Here is a 13,699-nt window from a genome sequence, read left to right as displayed (position 1 = left end):
TCCCGTGGAGCAGGCATCCGTGGAGGCCGCTCCCGTGGAAGGCGCTCCCGTCCCGGCGGGAACCGGAGAGCCGGGGGCCGGCGAGGTGCCTCCCCGGCAGGGCCGGTCACCGCGAGATTCCGCGAGGGGTTCCCGTCGCGGCCCCCGTTCCACCACCATGGGCAGCATGCCCGTCCATGACATGCCCTGGTGGCGCTGGCGCAGCAACGTGCGTTCGGCGCTGCACATGCTCTCCGACCCCGTTTTCCAGCAGGAATGCTGGGCGACCGGCCGTCCCGGCTACGGCGACGTCACCGACGCCGTGTACCGGCTGGTCGAGGACACCTGGCTGGACAACTGGTCCGCCGAGAAGTACGTCGGCACGATCTTCCGCGACTCCCAGGAGGCCGCGCTCGTCGACACAGCGGTGCTGCGGGTGCTGCGCATCATGCACCAGGTCGGTGCGGACGCCCCCGTCGTCTCCTACATGGAGCACCACGGCTGGCCCGAAGCGGTACGCGCGGCGCGTGACGCGCACGTACGGCTGGCGACGAACGACGCCGAGGACCCGGACGAACCGCCGCGCTCGCTGGACGTACTGGCGATCATGCTGCACTCCGTCTAGGGCACGCCTGACGCCTGACGCCTGACGCCTGACGCCTAACGCCTGACGCTCCCGCGCCGCTTCGCGGGAGCACGGTTGATGGTGCTTGCGGACGGTGTGCCAGTCTTTACCCATGAGCAAGCCGCACGCCGACAGCGCCTCCGCCGACACCCCCTCCGCCCGGGAGCCCGCACCCGCCGACGGCGGCGGTGAAGGGGAGCGGGAGCAGTACATCCTGACGCTGTCGTGCCCCGACAAGCAGGGCATCGTCCACGCCGTCTCCAGCTACCTGTTCATGACGGGCTGCAACATCGAGGACAGCCAGCAGTTCGGGGACCACGACACCGGGCTCTTCTTCATGCGCGTCCACTTCTCGGCGGACGAGGGCGTGCCGGTGGAGAAGCTGCGGGCGAGTTTCACGGCCATCGGCGACTCGTTCCAGATGGACTGGCAGATGCACCACGCCGCGCAGCGGATGCGCGTGGTCCTGATGGTCAGCAAGTTCGGGCACTGCCTGAACGACCTGCTGTTCCGCGCGCGCAGCGGCGCCCTCCCCGTGGACGTCGCCGCCGTCGTCTCCAACCACATGGACTTCGCCGAGCTCGTCGGCTCATACGGCCTGCCCTTCCACCACGTCCCCGTGGAGAAGGGCAGCGAGGAGAGCAAGCAGGAAGCGGAGACGCGGCTGCTGCGGCTGATCGAGGAGGAGGACGTCGAACTGGTCGTCCTCGCCCGCTACATGCAGGTCCTCTCCGACAACCTGTGCAAGCAGCTGCCCGGGCGGATCATCAACATCCACCACTCGTTCCTGCCGAGCTTCAAGGGTGCCCGGCCCTACCACCAGGCGCACGCCCGTGGCGTCAAGCTGATCGGCGCGACGGCGCACTACGTGACGGCCGCGCTCGACGAGGGCCCCATCATCGAGCAGGAGGTCGAGCGGGTGGGCCACGAGGCGACTCCGGCACAACTGGCCGCCGTGGGCCGGGACGTGGAGTGCCAGGCGCTGGCCCGGGCTGTGAAGTGGCACAGCGAGCACCGCGTGCTGCTCAACGGGCACCGCACCGTCGTCTTCACCTGACGCGCGAGGCGGCCTTCCGCAGCGGGACCACCGGTCACCCGTCCCCCGTGGGCGCCCGCACCCAACGGCCCTCCGGCGCCCGCACCTCGACAGCCGCCGCCGGCACTCGCGTCGGGGCTACATCCGCGAGAGCGAAGCCGTCGCGAAGAGCACGTCCTCGATGGCCTCGCGGTCCCCGTCCCATCCCGCCATGGCCTCAGCAGGAGCGACGTGGCCCGCCGCGAGCTGGCAGAACTCGTAGTCGTCCAGAGCGACATGGGCCACCGCGTCGCCCGGGCGGACGGCGGCGGCGGGGGAGTCCAGCGGGATGTACCAGTCGCCGCCGCCGTCGCCCTCGACCTCCAGGTGGAGTGCGCGTCCGGGCGTGCCCGCCGCGCTGAGCCTCCGCGGCGGACCCGAGAGGCCGGCGCGGCGGCGGCGGGCGATCGTCTCCGGCAGCATCCGCGCCGCGAGGTCGACCATGTGGTGCAGGTGCGTGCTCTGGGGCGCGGTGTAGGGGTAGTGGATGGCCGTCGCGATGTCCTCTGCGTGCATCCAGCACTCGAAGGCGCGCTCCAGCAGCGCGTCGCGCACGGGGAGCGTGAACTCGCCGTAGGGGACGCGCACTCCGGCCGTCCGGTCACTGGCGAAGGACGCCGTGCGCAGCAGGGCGTGGCCCTGTTCCCGCCAGTGGCGGCGGGCGGCGGGCGTGCGCAGCACGTCGCAGTCCGCGCGCCAGAACTGCTCGGTCCGCTCCGCGGGGTCGACGGGCTGCGGGAAGACGCCGTCACGGGCCCCCGCGGCGGCGGTCTCCGCGGCGCCGTGCGGCTGCCCGTGCGGAGTCCCCGCGCGCCCGGAGCCGTCGTCCGTGCGGTCCTTACCGCTCGCGGCGGCCACGTCCAGAGGGTCGGGCATGCCGAGAGCGGAGGCGACGAGCCCGTCCACTGCGAGGAGGTGGGCGATCACGCCCGCGACCGTCGTGTCCCTCTCGCGCTTCTCCCGGTGCCGGGCGTCGAACCAGCGCAGCCGGACCGGGGTGAGCCATTCCTCGTCCGCCATGTCGCGCAGGAGCGCGTCGAGGCGCGAGGCTTCCGCGTCGTACGGGGCGGCCCACTCGGGGACCGGAACGCGGGGTGCCCGGCGCACCATGCAGCCGCGGAGCACCTGTGAGCGCAGCGCCGGATCGAGATCGAGGCTGTCCTCCGGGTGCAGCAGCGCGACGGCGTCCCGCAACCGCAGGGCTTCGTCGGCGCAGGCGCCGCACTCGCTCAAGTGGCCCTCCACGGCGGCGGTCTCCTCCGGCGAACACGCCGAGAGCGCCCACGCCCCGAGGAGCGACTTGAGCACGCGGTGGTCGAACTGCTCGGGCTGTCCGGCGAGTTGGACGGGCTCCCGGGCCGGCGGAGCCGGCTCGGGCCGCGCAGGCGGCTGCCGGTCTTCCGGGGCAGCGGAGCGGCCATGGGGCGCGGCGGCGCCCTCCGAGTCGTCGGCGGGGCTTCTCGGCGGCGGTATGCGGGGCGGCTGGGCCGCTCTGCCCTCGGTGCCCCCTTCCGCCGCCCCCTCTCCGGAGCCGCCGTCCGTGCTTCCGTCCCGGGGTGAACTGCCGCAGTCCGCGCCGCCGTCCGCGCCGCCGTCACCGGCTCCGCCGCCTTGCTCGTCCGGCCCTCTCACAGGGGACGCCCCCGCCGTGCGGCTGCGAGGGCAGCGGCCGGATGGACGCCGAGGAGAGCAACTGCAGGCCGAGACGGAGCCGCCGTCTCGCCTCGTCGTCGGTGACGCCCAGCTGCCGTGCCGCCTGGCGGTAGTCGCGGCGCTGGAAGTACGTCAGCTCCAGGGCCGCGCGGAGCGAGGCGGGCATCGAGGTGACGATGTAGTCGGCCCGGGCGGCGGTGGACGCGGCCCGCACCTTCTCCTCCGTCCGCTCGTGGTGCCCGGGGGACTGCGGCCCCTCCTCGCGGTGCTGCTCACGCAGCCGCCCGGCCGCCGTCCGCTGCGTCACCTCCGCTATCCAGGAGCGCATCGGGCCGCTCTTCGGGTCGTAGGCCTGCGGGTTCTCCCAGATGTAGCCGAAGACGTCGCGTGTGGTCCGGTCGGCTGCGGACTCGTCGTCGAGCACCCGGTGCGAGAGACTGTGCACGAGCGAAGCGAAACGGTCGTACAACTCGCCCAGCGCGGCTGCCTCACCACGGGCCAGCCGCTGCTGCATCTTCCGGTCCCAGTGCGGTGGTGTGTCATTCGCCATGGTGGCTCCCAGCCAACTCGATGCCGCTTCGCAACCGCCTTGTCCCCCTTCGGCCCCTCGAATGTAGTGCGAGGGGCTGACAACGCACGCCTCTTTGCGGCAATGTGCCTTCGTACTGATCGCGGATGGTGTCGATCCCGTCACGTTGCGATATGTCTCAAGTACGGTCGCTGCCCGATCACACCTGAAATTGCCAGGGAGAATTGCGGGTATGACTGCGACTATTGCGGGGGAGAACTGGCTGACAAGCACCTAGGGTCTGGTGATTGGCTCGTTTTGACCGTGGGGGCACGGGCAGCCGCACCAGGAAGGACAGCTTCCGGTAAGGCGGCGGAGTCCCACTCGAGCGAAGGGGATGCGAAGACGTGTCGTTGAAGGTGTTGGAGGAGGAGCGGGGGGAGTGGGCCGTCCTCCGGGTATCAGGGGAGATGGACCTCGTCACCTCGCCCGCGGTACGGCAGCACGTACACGACGCGGTGGCCGACGGGCGGCGCAGCCTCGTTCTGGATCTCTCGGAAGTGCTCTTCTGCGACTCCAGCGGCGTGGGCGTGCTGATCGCCTCACGCCGGCTGATGCGCTCCTGCGCCGGTCAGTTGAGGCTGATCCTGCCCGCGCGGGGCGCCGAGGACGGCTCCCACGTCAACCGCGTGCTGGCGGCGCTCGGTGTGCGGCGCCTCTTCGACTGCTACCCCGACCTGAGCGCGGCGACCCAGCAGGGGGCCGCAGCCGGCCCTCTCTCGGCCTGACCGGCCTCGACGGTCGAACCCCGAAGGCCTGAACGGCCCTGAGCGCACTCTCGCGCTCCCGACTCCCTGGCGAGCCGACTCGGCCCGGGTGAGTCACCGCCGCCGGGTGCGGCGTCCGAACCGCCCGCGGAGTCCGTCCGCGGAAGTGGCCACCGCCGCGCGTCCTCCCGGGGCGGGGCGCTGCCGGAAGGCCGGGCCCGTCCCTGCCCGCGGCGGCCGACGGAAGGCGATGTCCCGCTCCGATAACCGCCGTTGGATGCGGAGAATTCGCAGGTGCCCGCATTGTTGACGGTGTGGCGTGATGCGCACGCCTTCCTCTCCGTCTGAACAGGTGCCGCACAGTATGCAGTACCGCTACTCCTTTGCGCCGGAATATGCCTGAAGCGCTTGTTGGCCCGAGTGTGAGTCGACGATGCTGTCCTCCATCGGGCTCACGGAACGTGACCCCTTGCAGACGCGAGGCGATGTGCTTGCCAGTACGGACGGTGTGAGCGGTGCAGGTCCTTCAGGTGCAGTTGGAGATCGGGGCGGACCCCGAGGAGGTGGGACGCGCACGGAGGTGGGCCAGGTCGCGGCTGGCGGCATGCGGCGTCGGTGCCGACGAGCAGCTGGTGGAGACGTTGCTGCTGCTGGTGTCGGAGCTCGTGACCAACGCCGTGGTGCACGCGGGCGGTCCGGCCGTGCTCCGGATGCTGCTGCCCGGCCGCATGGCGCCGGGCGCGGTGCGCGTCGAGGTGGCGGACATGAGCAGCGTCCCTCCCCGTCAGCGCCGCGCGGACGGCGACGACACCCACGGGCGCGGCCTGGAGCTGGTCTCGGGCCTCGCGGACCGTTGGGGGTGGCAGCGTGAAGGCGCGGGCAAGCGGATCTGGTGCGAGCTCGACCGCGTCCCGGACGAGCGGGAGCGCCCCTCCGCCGTGGCCGCCACGGGAACGGTGGGCCGGCCTGCCGTGGCCGTGGGGCCCGGGAAGGCGGCCGCCGCGGCGCGGCCGACGGGCGGGCCGCCGAAGGGCGTGAGGCCGGACAGGGTGCCGCAGGGGGCGGCCCCGGGCGTATCGCGGCCGGCGCGGGGGCAATTCGGGATCAGCGGGGGGAACAGCCTTTTCGGGCTCGGGTGTTGACGTTTCGTGTCCGCTTGATCGCCCTGGAGTGAGCGATTCTTCGCGAGGGGACGACGAGGAGGGGCGCGCGGCTCCTCGGCGAGTACGGGTCGTGGTCCGGTCCCCACGGAGTGCCGGCACCGGTGGCGGCAGGCTGCCGCCGCGAGCCGGGCGCGGGTGCGAGTGGGCGCCGGGCACGAACGACCGGGTGCCGCGCGGCTTCCCTTCTCACTCGCCGCCCGGCGGCGCGTCCCGGCCAGGCGCGCCGCCCGCGCCCACGCGGAAGGTGCGCCGGTACGTGCTCGGCGAGACGCCCAGCGCCGACTGGAAGTGCAGGCGGAGCGACGACGCCGAGCCGAAGCCCGCCGCCGAGGCGACCGCGTCGACCGGCAGCCGGCTGCTCTCCAGCAGATGGCGCGCCCGCTCGATGCGCTGCCGCGTCAGCCACTGCTGCGGGCTCGTCCCCACCTCCTCGCGGAAGCGCCGCGTGAACGTCCGTACGCTCATCGACTCCTTCGACGCCAACTCCCGCAGTCCGATGGGCCGTTCGAGGTGGCGCAGCGCCCAGTCGCGCGCCGCGCCCGTCGAACTCGTCTCCGCGTCCGGTACCGGCCGCTCGATGAACTGTGCCTGCCCGCCGTCCCGGTGGGGCGGTACGACGGTGCGCCGGGCGACCGAGTTGGCGACCGCGGCGCCGAAGTCCTCCCGCACCATGTGCAGGCACAGGTCGATGCCCGACGCGACTCCCGCCGAGGTGAGCACGTCGCCGTCCGCGACGTACAGCACGTCCGGATCGACCTTGACCGCCGGGTGCATCCTCTGCAGCCGCTCGCAGGACGCCCAGTGCGTCGTGGCCCGCTTGCCGTCGAGCAGTCCGGCGGCCGCCAGCACGAACGCGCCCGTGCAGATCGACGCGATCCGGGTCCCCGGGCGAACGAGCGCCAGAGCGGCGGCCAGCGGGGCGTCGAGCTGTCCGCCGGCGTAGGCGTCGTCGAGTTCGTGCGAGGCGGGGACGATCACGGTGTCGGCTTCGGCGAGCGCTTCCGGGCCGTGCTCGACGGTGACGGTGAAGTCCGCGTCGGTGCGCACGGGGCCCGGCCGGACCGCGCAGGTGACGACCTCGTACAGCCGCTCGCCCCGCTCGTCCCAGGACCAGCCCAGCAGGCGGTGCGGGATGCCGAGTTCGATGGGCAGCAGGCCGTTCCGTACGAGGACGGCGACACGGTGGCGGTGCGGACGGCGGAAGACGCTCATGGCCCGATCCTCGCACAACATGGCCTTCGGGCCACTCGCTCGCGGAGGCACCACACCACACGCTGGTTCCGTGACTCGGACTACCGGACTCCCCGACCCCGGCCGCCCGGACGGCCGCCCTGCCCGCGGCCGGCGCCTTCCGCGCATCCACCGCGCCTGGTGGGTCGCCGCCGTCGCGTTCGTCGCGCTGGTGGGAGCGGCGGGTTTCCGCGCCACCCCGAGCGTCTTCATCGACCCCCTGCACGAGGAGTTCGGCTGGTCGCACAGCACCATCTCTTCGGCGGTCTCCGTCAACGTCCTGCTCTATGGGCTCACTTCGCCCTTCTCGGCCGCGCTGATGGAGCGCTACGGCATACGCCGCATCGTCTCCGGCGCCCTGCTGCTGATCGCCGCGGGGAGCGGCCTCACCGTCTTCATGGACGCCACCTGGCAGCTCCTGCTCTGCTGGGGGTTCCTCGTCGGGCTGGGGACGGGATCGATGGCCCTGGCGTTCGCCGCCACCGTCTCCGGAAGCTGGTTCGTCGAACGGCGCGGACTGGTCAGCGGCATCCTCACCGCCGGATCCGCGGCCGGGCAGCTCGTGTTCCTGCCGCTGGTCGCGCTGCTCGTCGAGGGGCCGGGGTGGCGCGCGGCGTCCCTGACCGTGGCCTTCGCCGCGCTCGCCGTGGTGCCGCTGGTGCTGTGGGTGCTCCGCGACAGGCCGGAGGACTGCGGACTGCGTCCGTACGGGGCGGGCCCCGGGTACGTCAGCCCGCCGCCCGCGCCCCCGGGAGCCGCCCGGCGGACGCTGCGGGCGCTGCGCGACGCCGCCCGGACCAGGGTCTTCTGGCTGCTCGCCGGGACCTTCGCCGTGTGCGGGGCCTCGACGAACGGTCTCGTCGGCGTCCACTTCGTGCCCGCCGCGCACGACCACGGGATGCCCGTACCGGCCGCCGCCACGCTGCTCGCCGTCATCGGCGTCTTCGACCTGGTGGGCACCGTCGCGTCGGGCTGGTTCACCGACCGGTTCGACCCCCGGCGGCTGCTGGCCGTCTACTACGCGCTGCGCGGGATCTCGCTGCTCTTCCTGCCGATGCTGTTCGCCCAGTCCGTGCAGCCCTCGATGCTCTTCTTCATCATCTTCTACGGGCTCGACTGGGTCGCCACCGTGCCGCCGACCATCGCTCTGTGCCGCGCGCACTTCGGGGGGAACGGCGCGATCGTCTTCGGCTGGGTCCTCGCCTCCCACCAGATCGGCGCGTCCGTCGTCGCGTTCCTCGCCGGGCTGGTGCGGGACACGTTCGGGAGCTACGACGTCGCGTGGATCGGCTCGGGAGCGCTGTGCGCGACGGCCGCGCTGATGGCGCTGGTCATACGGAAGGACGGGCCCGGGGGAGCGGCCGGGCCGGGCGCCGGCGCGGCGGCCGGCGCTGCGGGCGGGGCGGGGAAGAAGCCTGCTCCGGACGTCCGCTGACGGACCCTCCACCCGGTCAGCGCGGCCCGCGGAACGTGGCCCGGTACGCGCGCGGGGAGACGCCGAGGGCCGCCTGCATGTGCTGGCGGAGCGAGGCGCCGGTACCGAAACCCGCGTCGGCGGCGACCCGTTCCACGGGCAGGTCCGTCTCCTCCAGCAACTGCCGTGCCCGCTCGACGCGTTGACGTGTCAGCCACTGGACGGGCGTGAGCCCCGTCTCCTCGCGGAAGCGCCGCGTGAACGTCCGTACGCTCATGGACCCGACGCCCGCCAGTTCACGCAGCGACAGGGGCCGGCCGAGGTTCCGCAGGGCCCACTCGCGGGCCTCGCCCGTGGAGGAGCGTCCCCCGCCCCGGGCGACGGGAGCCGCGATGAACTGTGCCTGACCGCCCTCGCGGTGCGGCGGTACGACGGTGGAGCGCGCCACGTCGTTGGCGACGGCCGCCCCGTGGTCGAGGCGGATCAGGTGGAGGCACAGGTCGATGCCCGCCGCCTCACCGGCGGAGGTGAACAGATCGCCCTCCCCGGTGTAGAGGACGTCCGGGTCGAGACGGACGGCGGGGAAGAGCCGCCGGAAGCGGCCGGCCGACTTCCAGTGCGTCGTCGCCCTCCTGCCGTCCAGCCAGCCGGCCGCGGCCAGCACGAAGGCGCCCGTGCAGATGGACGCCACGCGCGTACCGGGGCGTCGGACACGGCCGAGGGCTTCGGCGAGAGCGCCGCCGAGACGTCCGGCGCACTCGGGTTCGTCCTCCTCGTGGGTGGCCGGGACGATCACCGTCTCCGCCTCGGCCAGGGCGCCGGTCCCGTGCGACACGTGGACGGGGAAGTCCGCGTTCGTGCGGAGCAGCCCGGGGGACGGCGTGCAGGTGACCACCTCGTACAGCGGCCGGCCGTCCGCCGCGTGCCGCGCCGCGCCGAACAGCTGGTGCACCAGGCCGAGTTCGAGGGGCATCACGCCCGGCCTGACCAGCACGGCGACCCTGTGGCGGCCGTCGTGTGCGAACGCGGGCCGAGCGGGGCCGGTGTCCGTCCCGCTGCCGGTCCTGGTCCCTTCGAGGGCGGCCGTGTCCCGCGTGCCCTTCTCCATGGCCAGATCCTTGCACAACCCGGCCATATGGCCACTCGCCGGTGCGGGGCGCGGCCAGCACCCTCGGAGCATGAAGGTTCTCTGGATTTTCGCCCACCCCGAGCAGCGCTCCCTGAACGCCTCCCTGATGCGCGAGGGCCTGAGCGAACTCGCCGCCTCGGGCCACGAGAGCCGCGTCTCCGACCTGTACGCGATGGGCTGGAAGGCGGTGCTGGACGCCTCCGACGTGCGCGCGCCCGCCCGGCCCGGCTCCCCCGGGTCCGCTCCGCCCGCCGTGTCACGCGGTGCGGAGGGGCGCCTCACCGTGGGCGCGGAGCAGGAACGCGCCTACCTGCACGGCGGGCAGAGCGAGGACGTCCGCGAGGAGCAGCGGAAGCTCGCGTGGGCGGACACCCTGATCCTGCACTTTCCGCTCTGGTGGTTCGGCCCGCCCGCGATCCTGAAGGGCTGGCTGGACCGCGTGCTCGTACAGGGCTTCGCCTTCGGGCTGCGTGGCGAGGACGGCCGCACGCTGCGGTACGGGGAGGGCGGCCTCGCGGGCAGACGCGCCCTCGTGATCACCTCGGCCGGGGCGCGGGAGAGCGGCTTCGGCCCGCGCGGCGTCCACGGCGACATCCGCCATGTGCTGTGGCCGCTGCTGCACGGCACGTTCTGGTACACCGGCATGGCTCCGCACGAGCCCTTCACGGTGTACGGCGCCGACCGGCTGACGGAGGCCGGCTATCGCGCGTACGCCCGCAGGCTTCGGGAGCGGCTGCGCGGACTGCCGGACGAGGAGCCGCTGCCCTACCGGAGCGAGCGGGGCGGCGACTACGACGAGCGGCTGACGCTGCTGCCCGGGATCGCTCCGGACGTAGACGGCCTGGACGTCCACGTGAGGAGCGGCGGCCCGGGCACAGGCGGCCCGGACGCGGAGTCCGTCACGCGGTCGCCCGGAGGATCGCCTGCGCGATCTTGCGGGAGTCGATCGCCAGCTCGCGCAGCATCCCGCTGAGCGGGTTGGTGTAGCCGATGAAGTGCAGCCCCGGCGCGTCCGGGTGGGTGCGGGCGCCGTGCGCGAGGGGGCGTCCCCGCTCGTCGAGCACGCCCAGCCCGCCGACGAGGTCCTCCAGGCCGCGCCGGTAGCCCGTCGCCGCTATGACGACGTCCGGGCCGACGGTCGTGCCGTCCGCGAGCTGGATCTTGGAACCGTCGAACGACTCGACAGCGGCGACGGGCTCGACCCTCCCCGTCTTCACCGCCTTGATCAGCCCCACGTCCTGCACCGGGATCGCGCCTTGGCGGGCCCGGGTGTAGAGGCCGGTCTCGGGACGCGGCAGCCCGTAGTCGGACAGGTCCGGCACCGCCGCCTTGGCCATGCGGGCGGCGAGCGCGTCCACCATCCTCGTCGGCAGGCGGCGGCAGAGGATCCCGTTGGCCTGTGCGGGCCAGCCCAGCGTGGAGCGGCGGACGATGTGCGGGACGGTGCGCACCGCGAGCCGTACCCGTGCGGCACCCGACTCCGCGAGGTCGACGGCTATCTCCGCGCCGGTGTTGCCCACGCCCGCGACCAGTACGTCCTTGCCCGCGTAGGGCTTCCCGTCGCGGTACCGCGAGGCGTGCAGCAGCTCGCCGTCGAAGTTCTCGCGGCCCGGCCAGGACGGGAGGTGAGCGGTGTGGTTGTAGCCGGTCGCCACGACGGCCACGGGCGTCGTCAGCCGGCGCCCGCCGTTGGCGTGCAGCACCCAGCCGTCGTCACCGCGTTCGACGGTGTCCACCTCGACTCCGGTGGCCACTTCGATGCCGTGGTGCTCGGCGTAGCTCTCCAGGTAGCGGACGAAGTCCTCGCGGGAGACCCAGCGCCCGTAGGAGCGGGGGATGGGCAGACCGGGCAGGGCGGACCACCGCCGGGTGGTGTGCAGCCGCAGCCGGTCGTAGTGGGTGCGCCAGGAGGCGGCGACGGAGGAGGACTTCTCCAGTACGACGGCGCTGATGCCCCGTTCGTGCAGGGCGGCGGCCGTGGCCAGCCCGCCGGGACCGGCGCCGATGATGTGAACGGGAACCCCGTCGTCGGTCATGGGCATGACGCGGAGTTTAGTGCCGGCGGCGTGGCGCTCCCGTCACGGAAGAGTCACGGGAAGAGCACGTGGCGGCGGGGTCCGCGGAGTTGGTACGGGTTCCCGCCACGCGATGGAGAAACGTTTCTGGGAGTGGCCGGAACTGACAGATCATCTGGTGGGCTTGCGGCCCGTCACGCCGAGGTGGACGAGCAGTGCCAGATTGGGCTTCAGCTCGGCCTGCTTGACACCCCACGTCTGGAACCCCTTCTGGTGCCCGGCCACGGAGGCGAGCATCGTCACCAGGGCGCCGGCGGTGGCGGCGGGATTGACGTCCTTGTCGACGCGGCCCTTGGCCTGAAGTTCCTTGATGGACTTGGTCAGAGGGCCGTTGACGTGGTTGAGCACCTTCATGCGGATCTTGTAGAACCGCTTGTCGCCTTCGGCGGCGCCCAGGTCGACGACGCGCAGGATGGCGTCGTTCTTGCGCCAGAAGGAGAGGAACCCGTCGACGAGTTCCTCGGCGGTGCGCCAGCCGGACTTGCCCGCCCAGGAGCGGTCGGACACCAGTTCACTGAGCACGGCCCCGTCCTTCGCCATGGACTCGGCCAGCTCGAGGACCGCGCCCTCGACGTCCGGGAAGTACTGGTAGAAGGTCGCTGGAGAGGTGCCGGCTCTCCGGGCGACATCAATGACCTTGACGTCGCGGTACGGCGACGAACTGAGCATCTCGCCGAGGCAGTCGAGCAGCTTCTGCCGCGTCGCCTGCCCGCGGCGTCCCGCTACTCGCCCGTCGACAGTTCGAACCTGTGTCATGCCGTCAGCTTATCGACGGGGAACGACAGCGCGATTCGGCCGCATGCAAATGGGGTTCCGGCCACGCCCGCCGCCTCGCAACGGGTGCCGCGGGGCGGCGGCACCGCCCGCCTGTTCGAACCGTTGTGCTGCGGGGGGCCGCGAAGTACTGCGGGGGCCCGCGAACGCGGCTAGCGTGCCCGTACGGGTGCGGGGGCACGCGTAAGAGGAGAGGCGCGCGAGCACGGCTGTGGGGGCAGGCGCACGCGGGCGCGCAGCCGGGCGCCGGAACCGGCGCGAAGAGGGGCGCCGAGCACAGGAGGCACGGTCATGGCGGTACGGGCGGAGCTGCTCGCCGAAGGGGCGCCGTGCTGGGCCGACGCGATGCTCCCCGACGTCGCGGCCGGGAAGCGCTTCTACGGCGAGCTCTTCGGCTGGACGTTCGACGAACCGGCGGCGCGGACGGTCCCCGGCGGCTACACCACGGCCCGCGTGGACGGCAGGGCCGCTGCGGGACTCTTCCCCAAGCCCGACGGCCGGCTCCCCACCGCCTGGAACCTCCATCTCGCTGCCTCCGACGTACGGGCCGCCGTGGCCAGGATCCGCGAAGCGGGCGGCGACGTGCTGACGGAGCCCGCCGTCGCGGACGGCGGCGGCACGGTGGCCGTCGCCGCCGATCCGTCCGGTGCCGTCTTCGGGCTGCTGGAGGTGCGGCCCGGCAGGCAGGCCGGGTTCGGGGTGCGCGGCGTGCACGGGGCGTACGTCTGGACCGAGGCCGTCACCCATGCCGCCCGGAAAGAGGCCGTCGACGCGTTCTACACCGGTGTCTTCGGATACGGCACGACGCAGATCGGCGGCGGTTCCGACTTCATGATGTGGACCCCCGGGGGCGCGCCCGCGGACGAAGAGCACGCGATCGGCGGGCGCTCGCTGGTGGAGGAGATCTACCCTGCCCGGGTGCCCGCCCACTTCCTGACCTACTTCGCCGTGGACGACTGCGACGCCGCCGTCCACGATTCCGTGCGCATGGGCGGCCGCGCCGTCCGCGAGGCCGAGGACTCGCCGTACGGGCGGTACGCCGTCCTCGCGGACGACCAGGGGACCCGGTTCGCCGTGCTGGAGACCGCCTCCGCCGCGGCCCCGGGTGACGCGTGAGGGCCGGGAGGCCGGGCGGTCTCCGGCGGCCGGAGCACGGGCCGGACGGCCACCGGAGGGGTGCGTTCTGGATGTGGAGAACTCGCAGGGCAGGCCCCGGGTTCGCAACCGGCGGCTCCGGCAGGAAGAATCGGCCTGAGGACCTTGTGTCCGGCGCGGCAGTGAGAAGCTGCACGGGGCGGATGTCGATT

Annotated in this window: 12 protein-coding genes and 1 pseudogene; 7 read left to right on the top strand and 6 right to left on the bottom strand. The window is 72.9% G+C overall.

Going from position 1 to position 13,699, the window contains the following annotated elements:
• Positions 1-157 precede the first annotated feature (157 nt).
• Positions 158-604 carry an SCO4402 family protein gene (locus IEY56_RS07535; RefSeq protein ID WP_189036326.1) on the top strand — a complete coding sequence of 149 codons (447 nt, stop codon included), beginning with the start codon at positions 158-160 and terminating at the stop codon, positions 602-604.
• 112 nt (positions 605-716) lie between these two features.
• Entirely contained in the window at positions 717-1,661 is a 945-nt protein-coding gene (gene purU / locus IEY56_RS07530) for a formyltetrahydrofolate deformylase (RefSeq protein ID WP_189036325.1), read from the top strand.
• Positions 1,662-1,778: 117 nt separating this feature from the next.
• On the opposite strand, the gene IEY56_RS07525 is transcribed toward purU, so the two are convergent.
• Both IEY56_RS07525 and IEY56_RS07520 read right to left on the bottom strand, forming a co-directional pair.
• Positions 1,779-3,311 (bottom strand): zf-HC2 domain-containing protein, encoded by a 1,533-nt coding sequence (locus tag IEY56_RS07525; protein WP_189036324.1) that lies wholly within the window; start codon positions 3,309-3,311, stop codon positions 1,779-1,781.
• On the bottom strand, positions 3,274-3,882 hold the full coding sequence (locus IEY56_RS07520) for a sigma-70 family RNA polymerase sigma factor (protein WP_189036323.1): 609 nt from the start codon (positions 3,880-3,882) through the stop codon (positions 3,274-3,276). Before IEY56_RS07520 ends, IEY56_RS07525 begins: the two co-directional genes overlap by 38 nt.
• Before the next feature lie 365 nt (positions 3,883-4,247).
• Between IEY56_RS07520 and IEY56_RS07515 the strand changes: the two genes are divergently transcribed.
• Both IEY56_RS07515 and IEY56_RS28320 read left to right on the top strand, forming a co-directional pair.
• A complete protein-coding gene (locus tag IEY56_RS07515) occupies positions 4,248-4,628 on the top strand; it encodes an STAS domain-containing protein (RefSeq protein WP_175439791.1) in 381 nt (126 codons plus the stop codon).
• 494 nt (positions 4,629-5,122) lie between these two features.
• A pseudogene (locus IEY56_RS28320) lies at positions 5,123-5,578 on the top strand (ATP-binding protein); the annotation flags it as partial.
• Positions 5,579-5,956: 378 nt separating this feature from the next.
• Here IEY56_RS28320 and IEY56_RS07505 read toward each other — a convergent pair.
• Entirely contained in the window at positions 5,957-6,982 is a 1,026-nt protein-coding gene (locus tag IEY56_RS07505) for a GlxA family transcriptional regulator (protein ID WP_229711697.1), read from the bottom strand.
• 19 nt (positions 6,983-7,001) lie between these two features.
• Between IEY56_RS07505 and IEY56_RS07500 the strand changes: the two genes are divergently transcribed.
• Positions 7,002-8,435: an MFS transporter gene (locus IEY56_RS07500; protein ID WP_189036530.1), complete on the top strand. Its 1,434-nt coding sequence runs from the start codon at positions 7,002-7,004 to the stop codon at positions 8,433-8,435.
• 16 nt (positions 8,436-8,451) lie between these two features.
• Here IEY56_RS07500 and IEY56_RS07495 read toward each other — a convergent pair whose 3' ends face one another.
• On the bottom strand, positions 8,452-9,522 hold the full coding sequence (locus IEY56_RS07495; protein WP_189036321.1) for a GlxA family transcriptional regulator: 1,071 nt from the start codon (positions 9,520-9,522) through the stop codon (positions 8,452-8,454).
• Positions 9,523-9,592: 70 nt separating this feature from the next.
• On the opposite strand from IEY56_RS07495, the gene IEY56_RS07490 reads away from it, so the two are divergent.
• Complete coding sequence (locus tag IEY56_RS07490; RefSeq protein ID WP_189036320.1) at positions 9,593-10,516, top strand: NAD(P)H-dependent oxidoreductase; 924 nt, start codon at positions 9,593-9,595, stop codon at positions 10,514-10,516.
• Here the strand turns inward: IEY56_RS07490 and IEY56_RS07485 are convergent.
• A complete protein-coding gene (locus tag IEY56_RS07485) occupies positions 10,443-11,585 on the bottom strand; it encodes a flavin-containing monooxygenase (RefSeq protein ID WP_373292046.1) in 1,143 nt (380 codons plus the stop codon). The genes IEY56_RS07490 and IEY56_RS07485 overlap by 74 nt on opposite strands.
• Positions 11,586-11,729: 144 nt before the next feature.
• Positions 11,730-12,374, bottom strand: a complete 645-nt coding sequence (locus IEY56_RS07480) for a TetR/AcrR family transcriptional regulator (protein WP_045865382.1) — start codon at positions 12,372-12,374, stop codon at positions 11,730-11,732.
• Positions 12,375-12,683: 309 nt separating this feature from the next.
• Here IEY56_RS07480 and IEY56_RS07475 point away from each other — a divergent pair, with 309 nt between their 5' ends.
• Positions 12,684-13,508 carry a VOC family protein gene (locus IEY56_RS07475; protein WP_189036319.1) on the top strand — a complete coding sequence of 275 codons (825 nt, stop codon included), beginning with the start codon at positions 12,684-12,686 and terminating at the stop codon, positions 13,506-13,508.
• Positions 13,509-13,699: the final 191 nt, after the last annotated feature.

The sequence above is a fragment of the Streptomyces daqingensis genome, from assembly GCF_014645895.1.
GTDB lineage: Bacteria > Actinomycetota > Actinomycetes > Streptomycetales > Streptomycetaceae > Streptomyces > Streptomyces daqingensis.
The sequence above is the reverse complement of the archived record's forward strand: the minus strand, read 5'-3'. Positions and strand labels throughout refer to the sequence as shown.

Coding starts and splice junctions, on each gene's coding strand:
- IEY56_RS07480 (WP_045865382.1), bottom strand. CDS start 12,374: ATGACACAGGTTCGAACTGTCGACGGGCGAGTAGCGGGACGCCGCGGG.
- IEY56_RS07490 (WP_189036320.1), top strand. CDS start 9,593: ATGAAGGTTCTCTGGATTTTCGCCCACCCCGAGCAGCGCTCCCTGAAC.
- IEY56_RS07500 (WP_189036530.1), top strand. CDS start 7,002: ATGGCCTTCGGGCCACTCGCTCGCGGAGGCACCACACCACACGCTGGT.
- IEY56_RS07475 (WP_189036319.1), top strand. CDS start 12,684: ATGGCGGTACGGGCGGAGCTGCTCGCCGAAGGGGCGCCGTGCTGGGCC.
- IEY56_RS07485 (WP_373292046.1), bottom strand. CDS start 11,585: ATGCCCATGACCGACGACGGGGTTCCCGTTCACATCATCGGCGCCGGT.
- purU (WP_189036325.1), top strand. CDS start 717: ATGAGCAAGCCGCACGCCGACAGCGCCTCCGCCGACACCCCCTCCGCC.
- IEY56_RS07505 (WP_229711697.1), bottom strand. CDS start 6,982: ATGAGCGTCTTCCGCCGTCCGCACCGCCACCGTGTCGCCGTCCTCGTA.
- IEY56_RS07495 (WP_189036321.1), bottom strand. CDS start 9,522: ATGGAGAAGGGCACGCGGGACACGGCCGCCCTCGAAGGGACCAGGACC.
- IEY56_RS07520 (WP_189036323.1), bottom strand. CDS start 3,882: ATGGCGAATGACACACCACCGCACTGGGACCGGAAGATGCAGCAGCGG.
- IEY56_RS07535 (WP_189036326.1), top strand. CDS start 158: ATGGGCAGCATGCCCGTCCATGACATGCCCTGGTGGCGCTGGCGCAGC.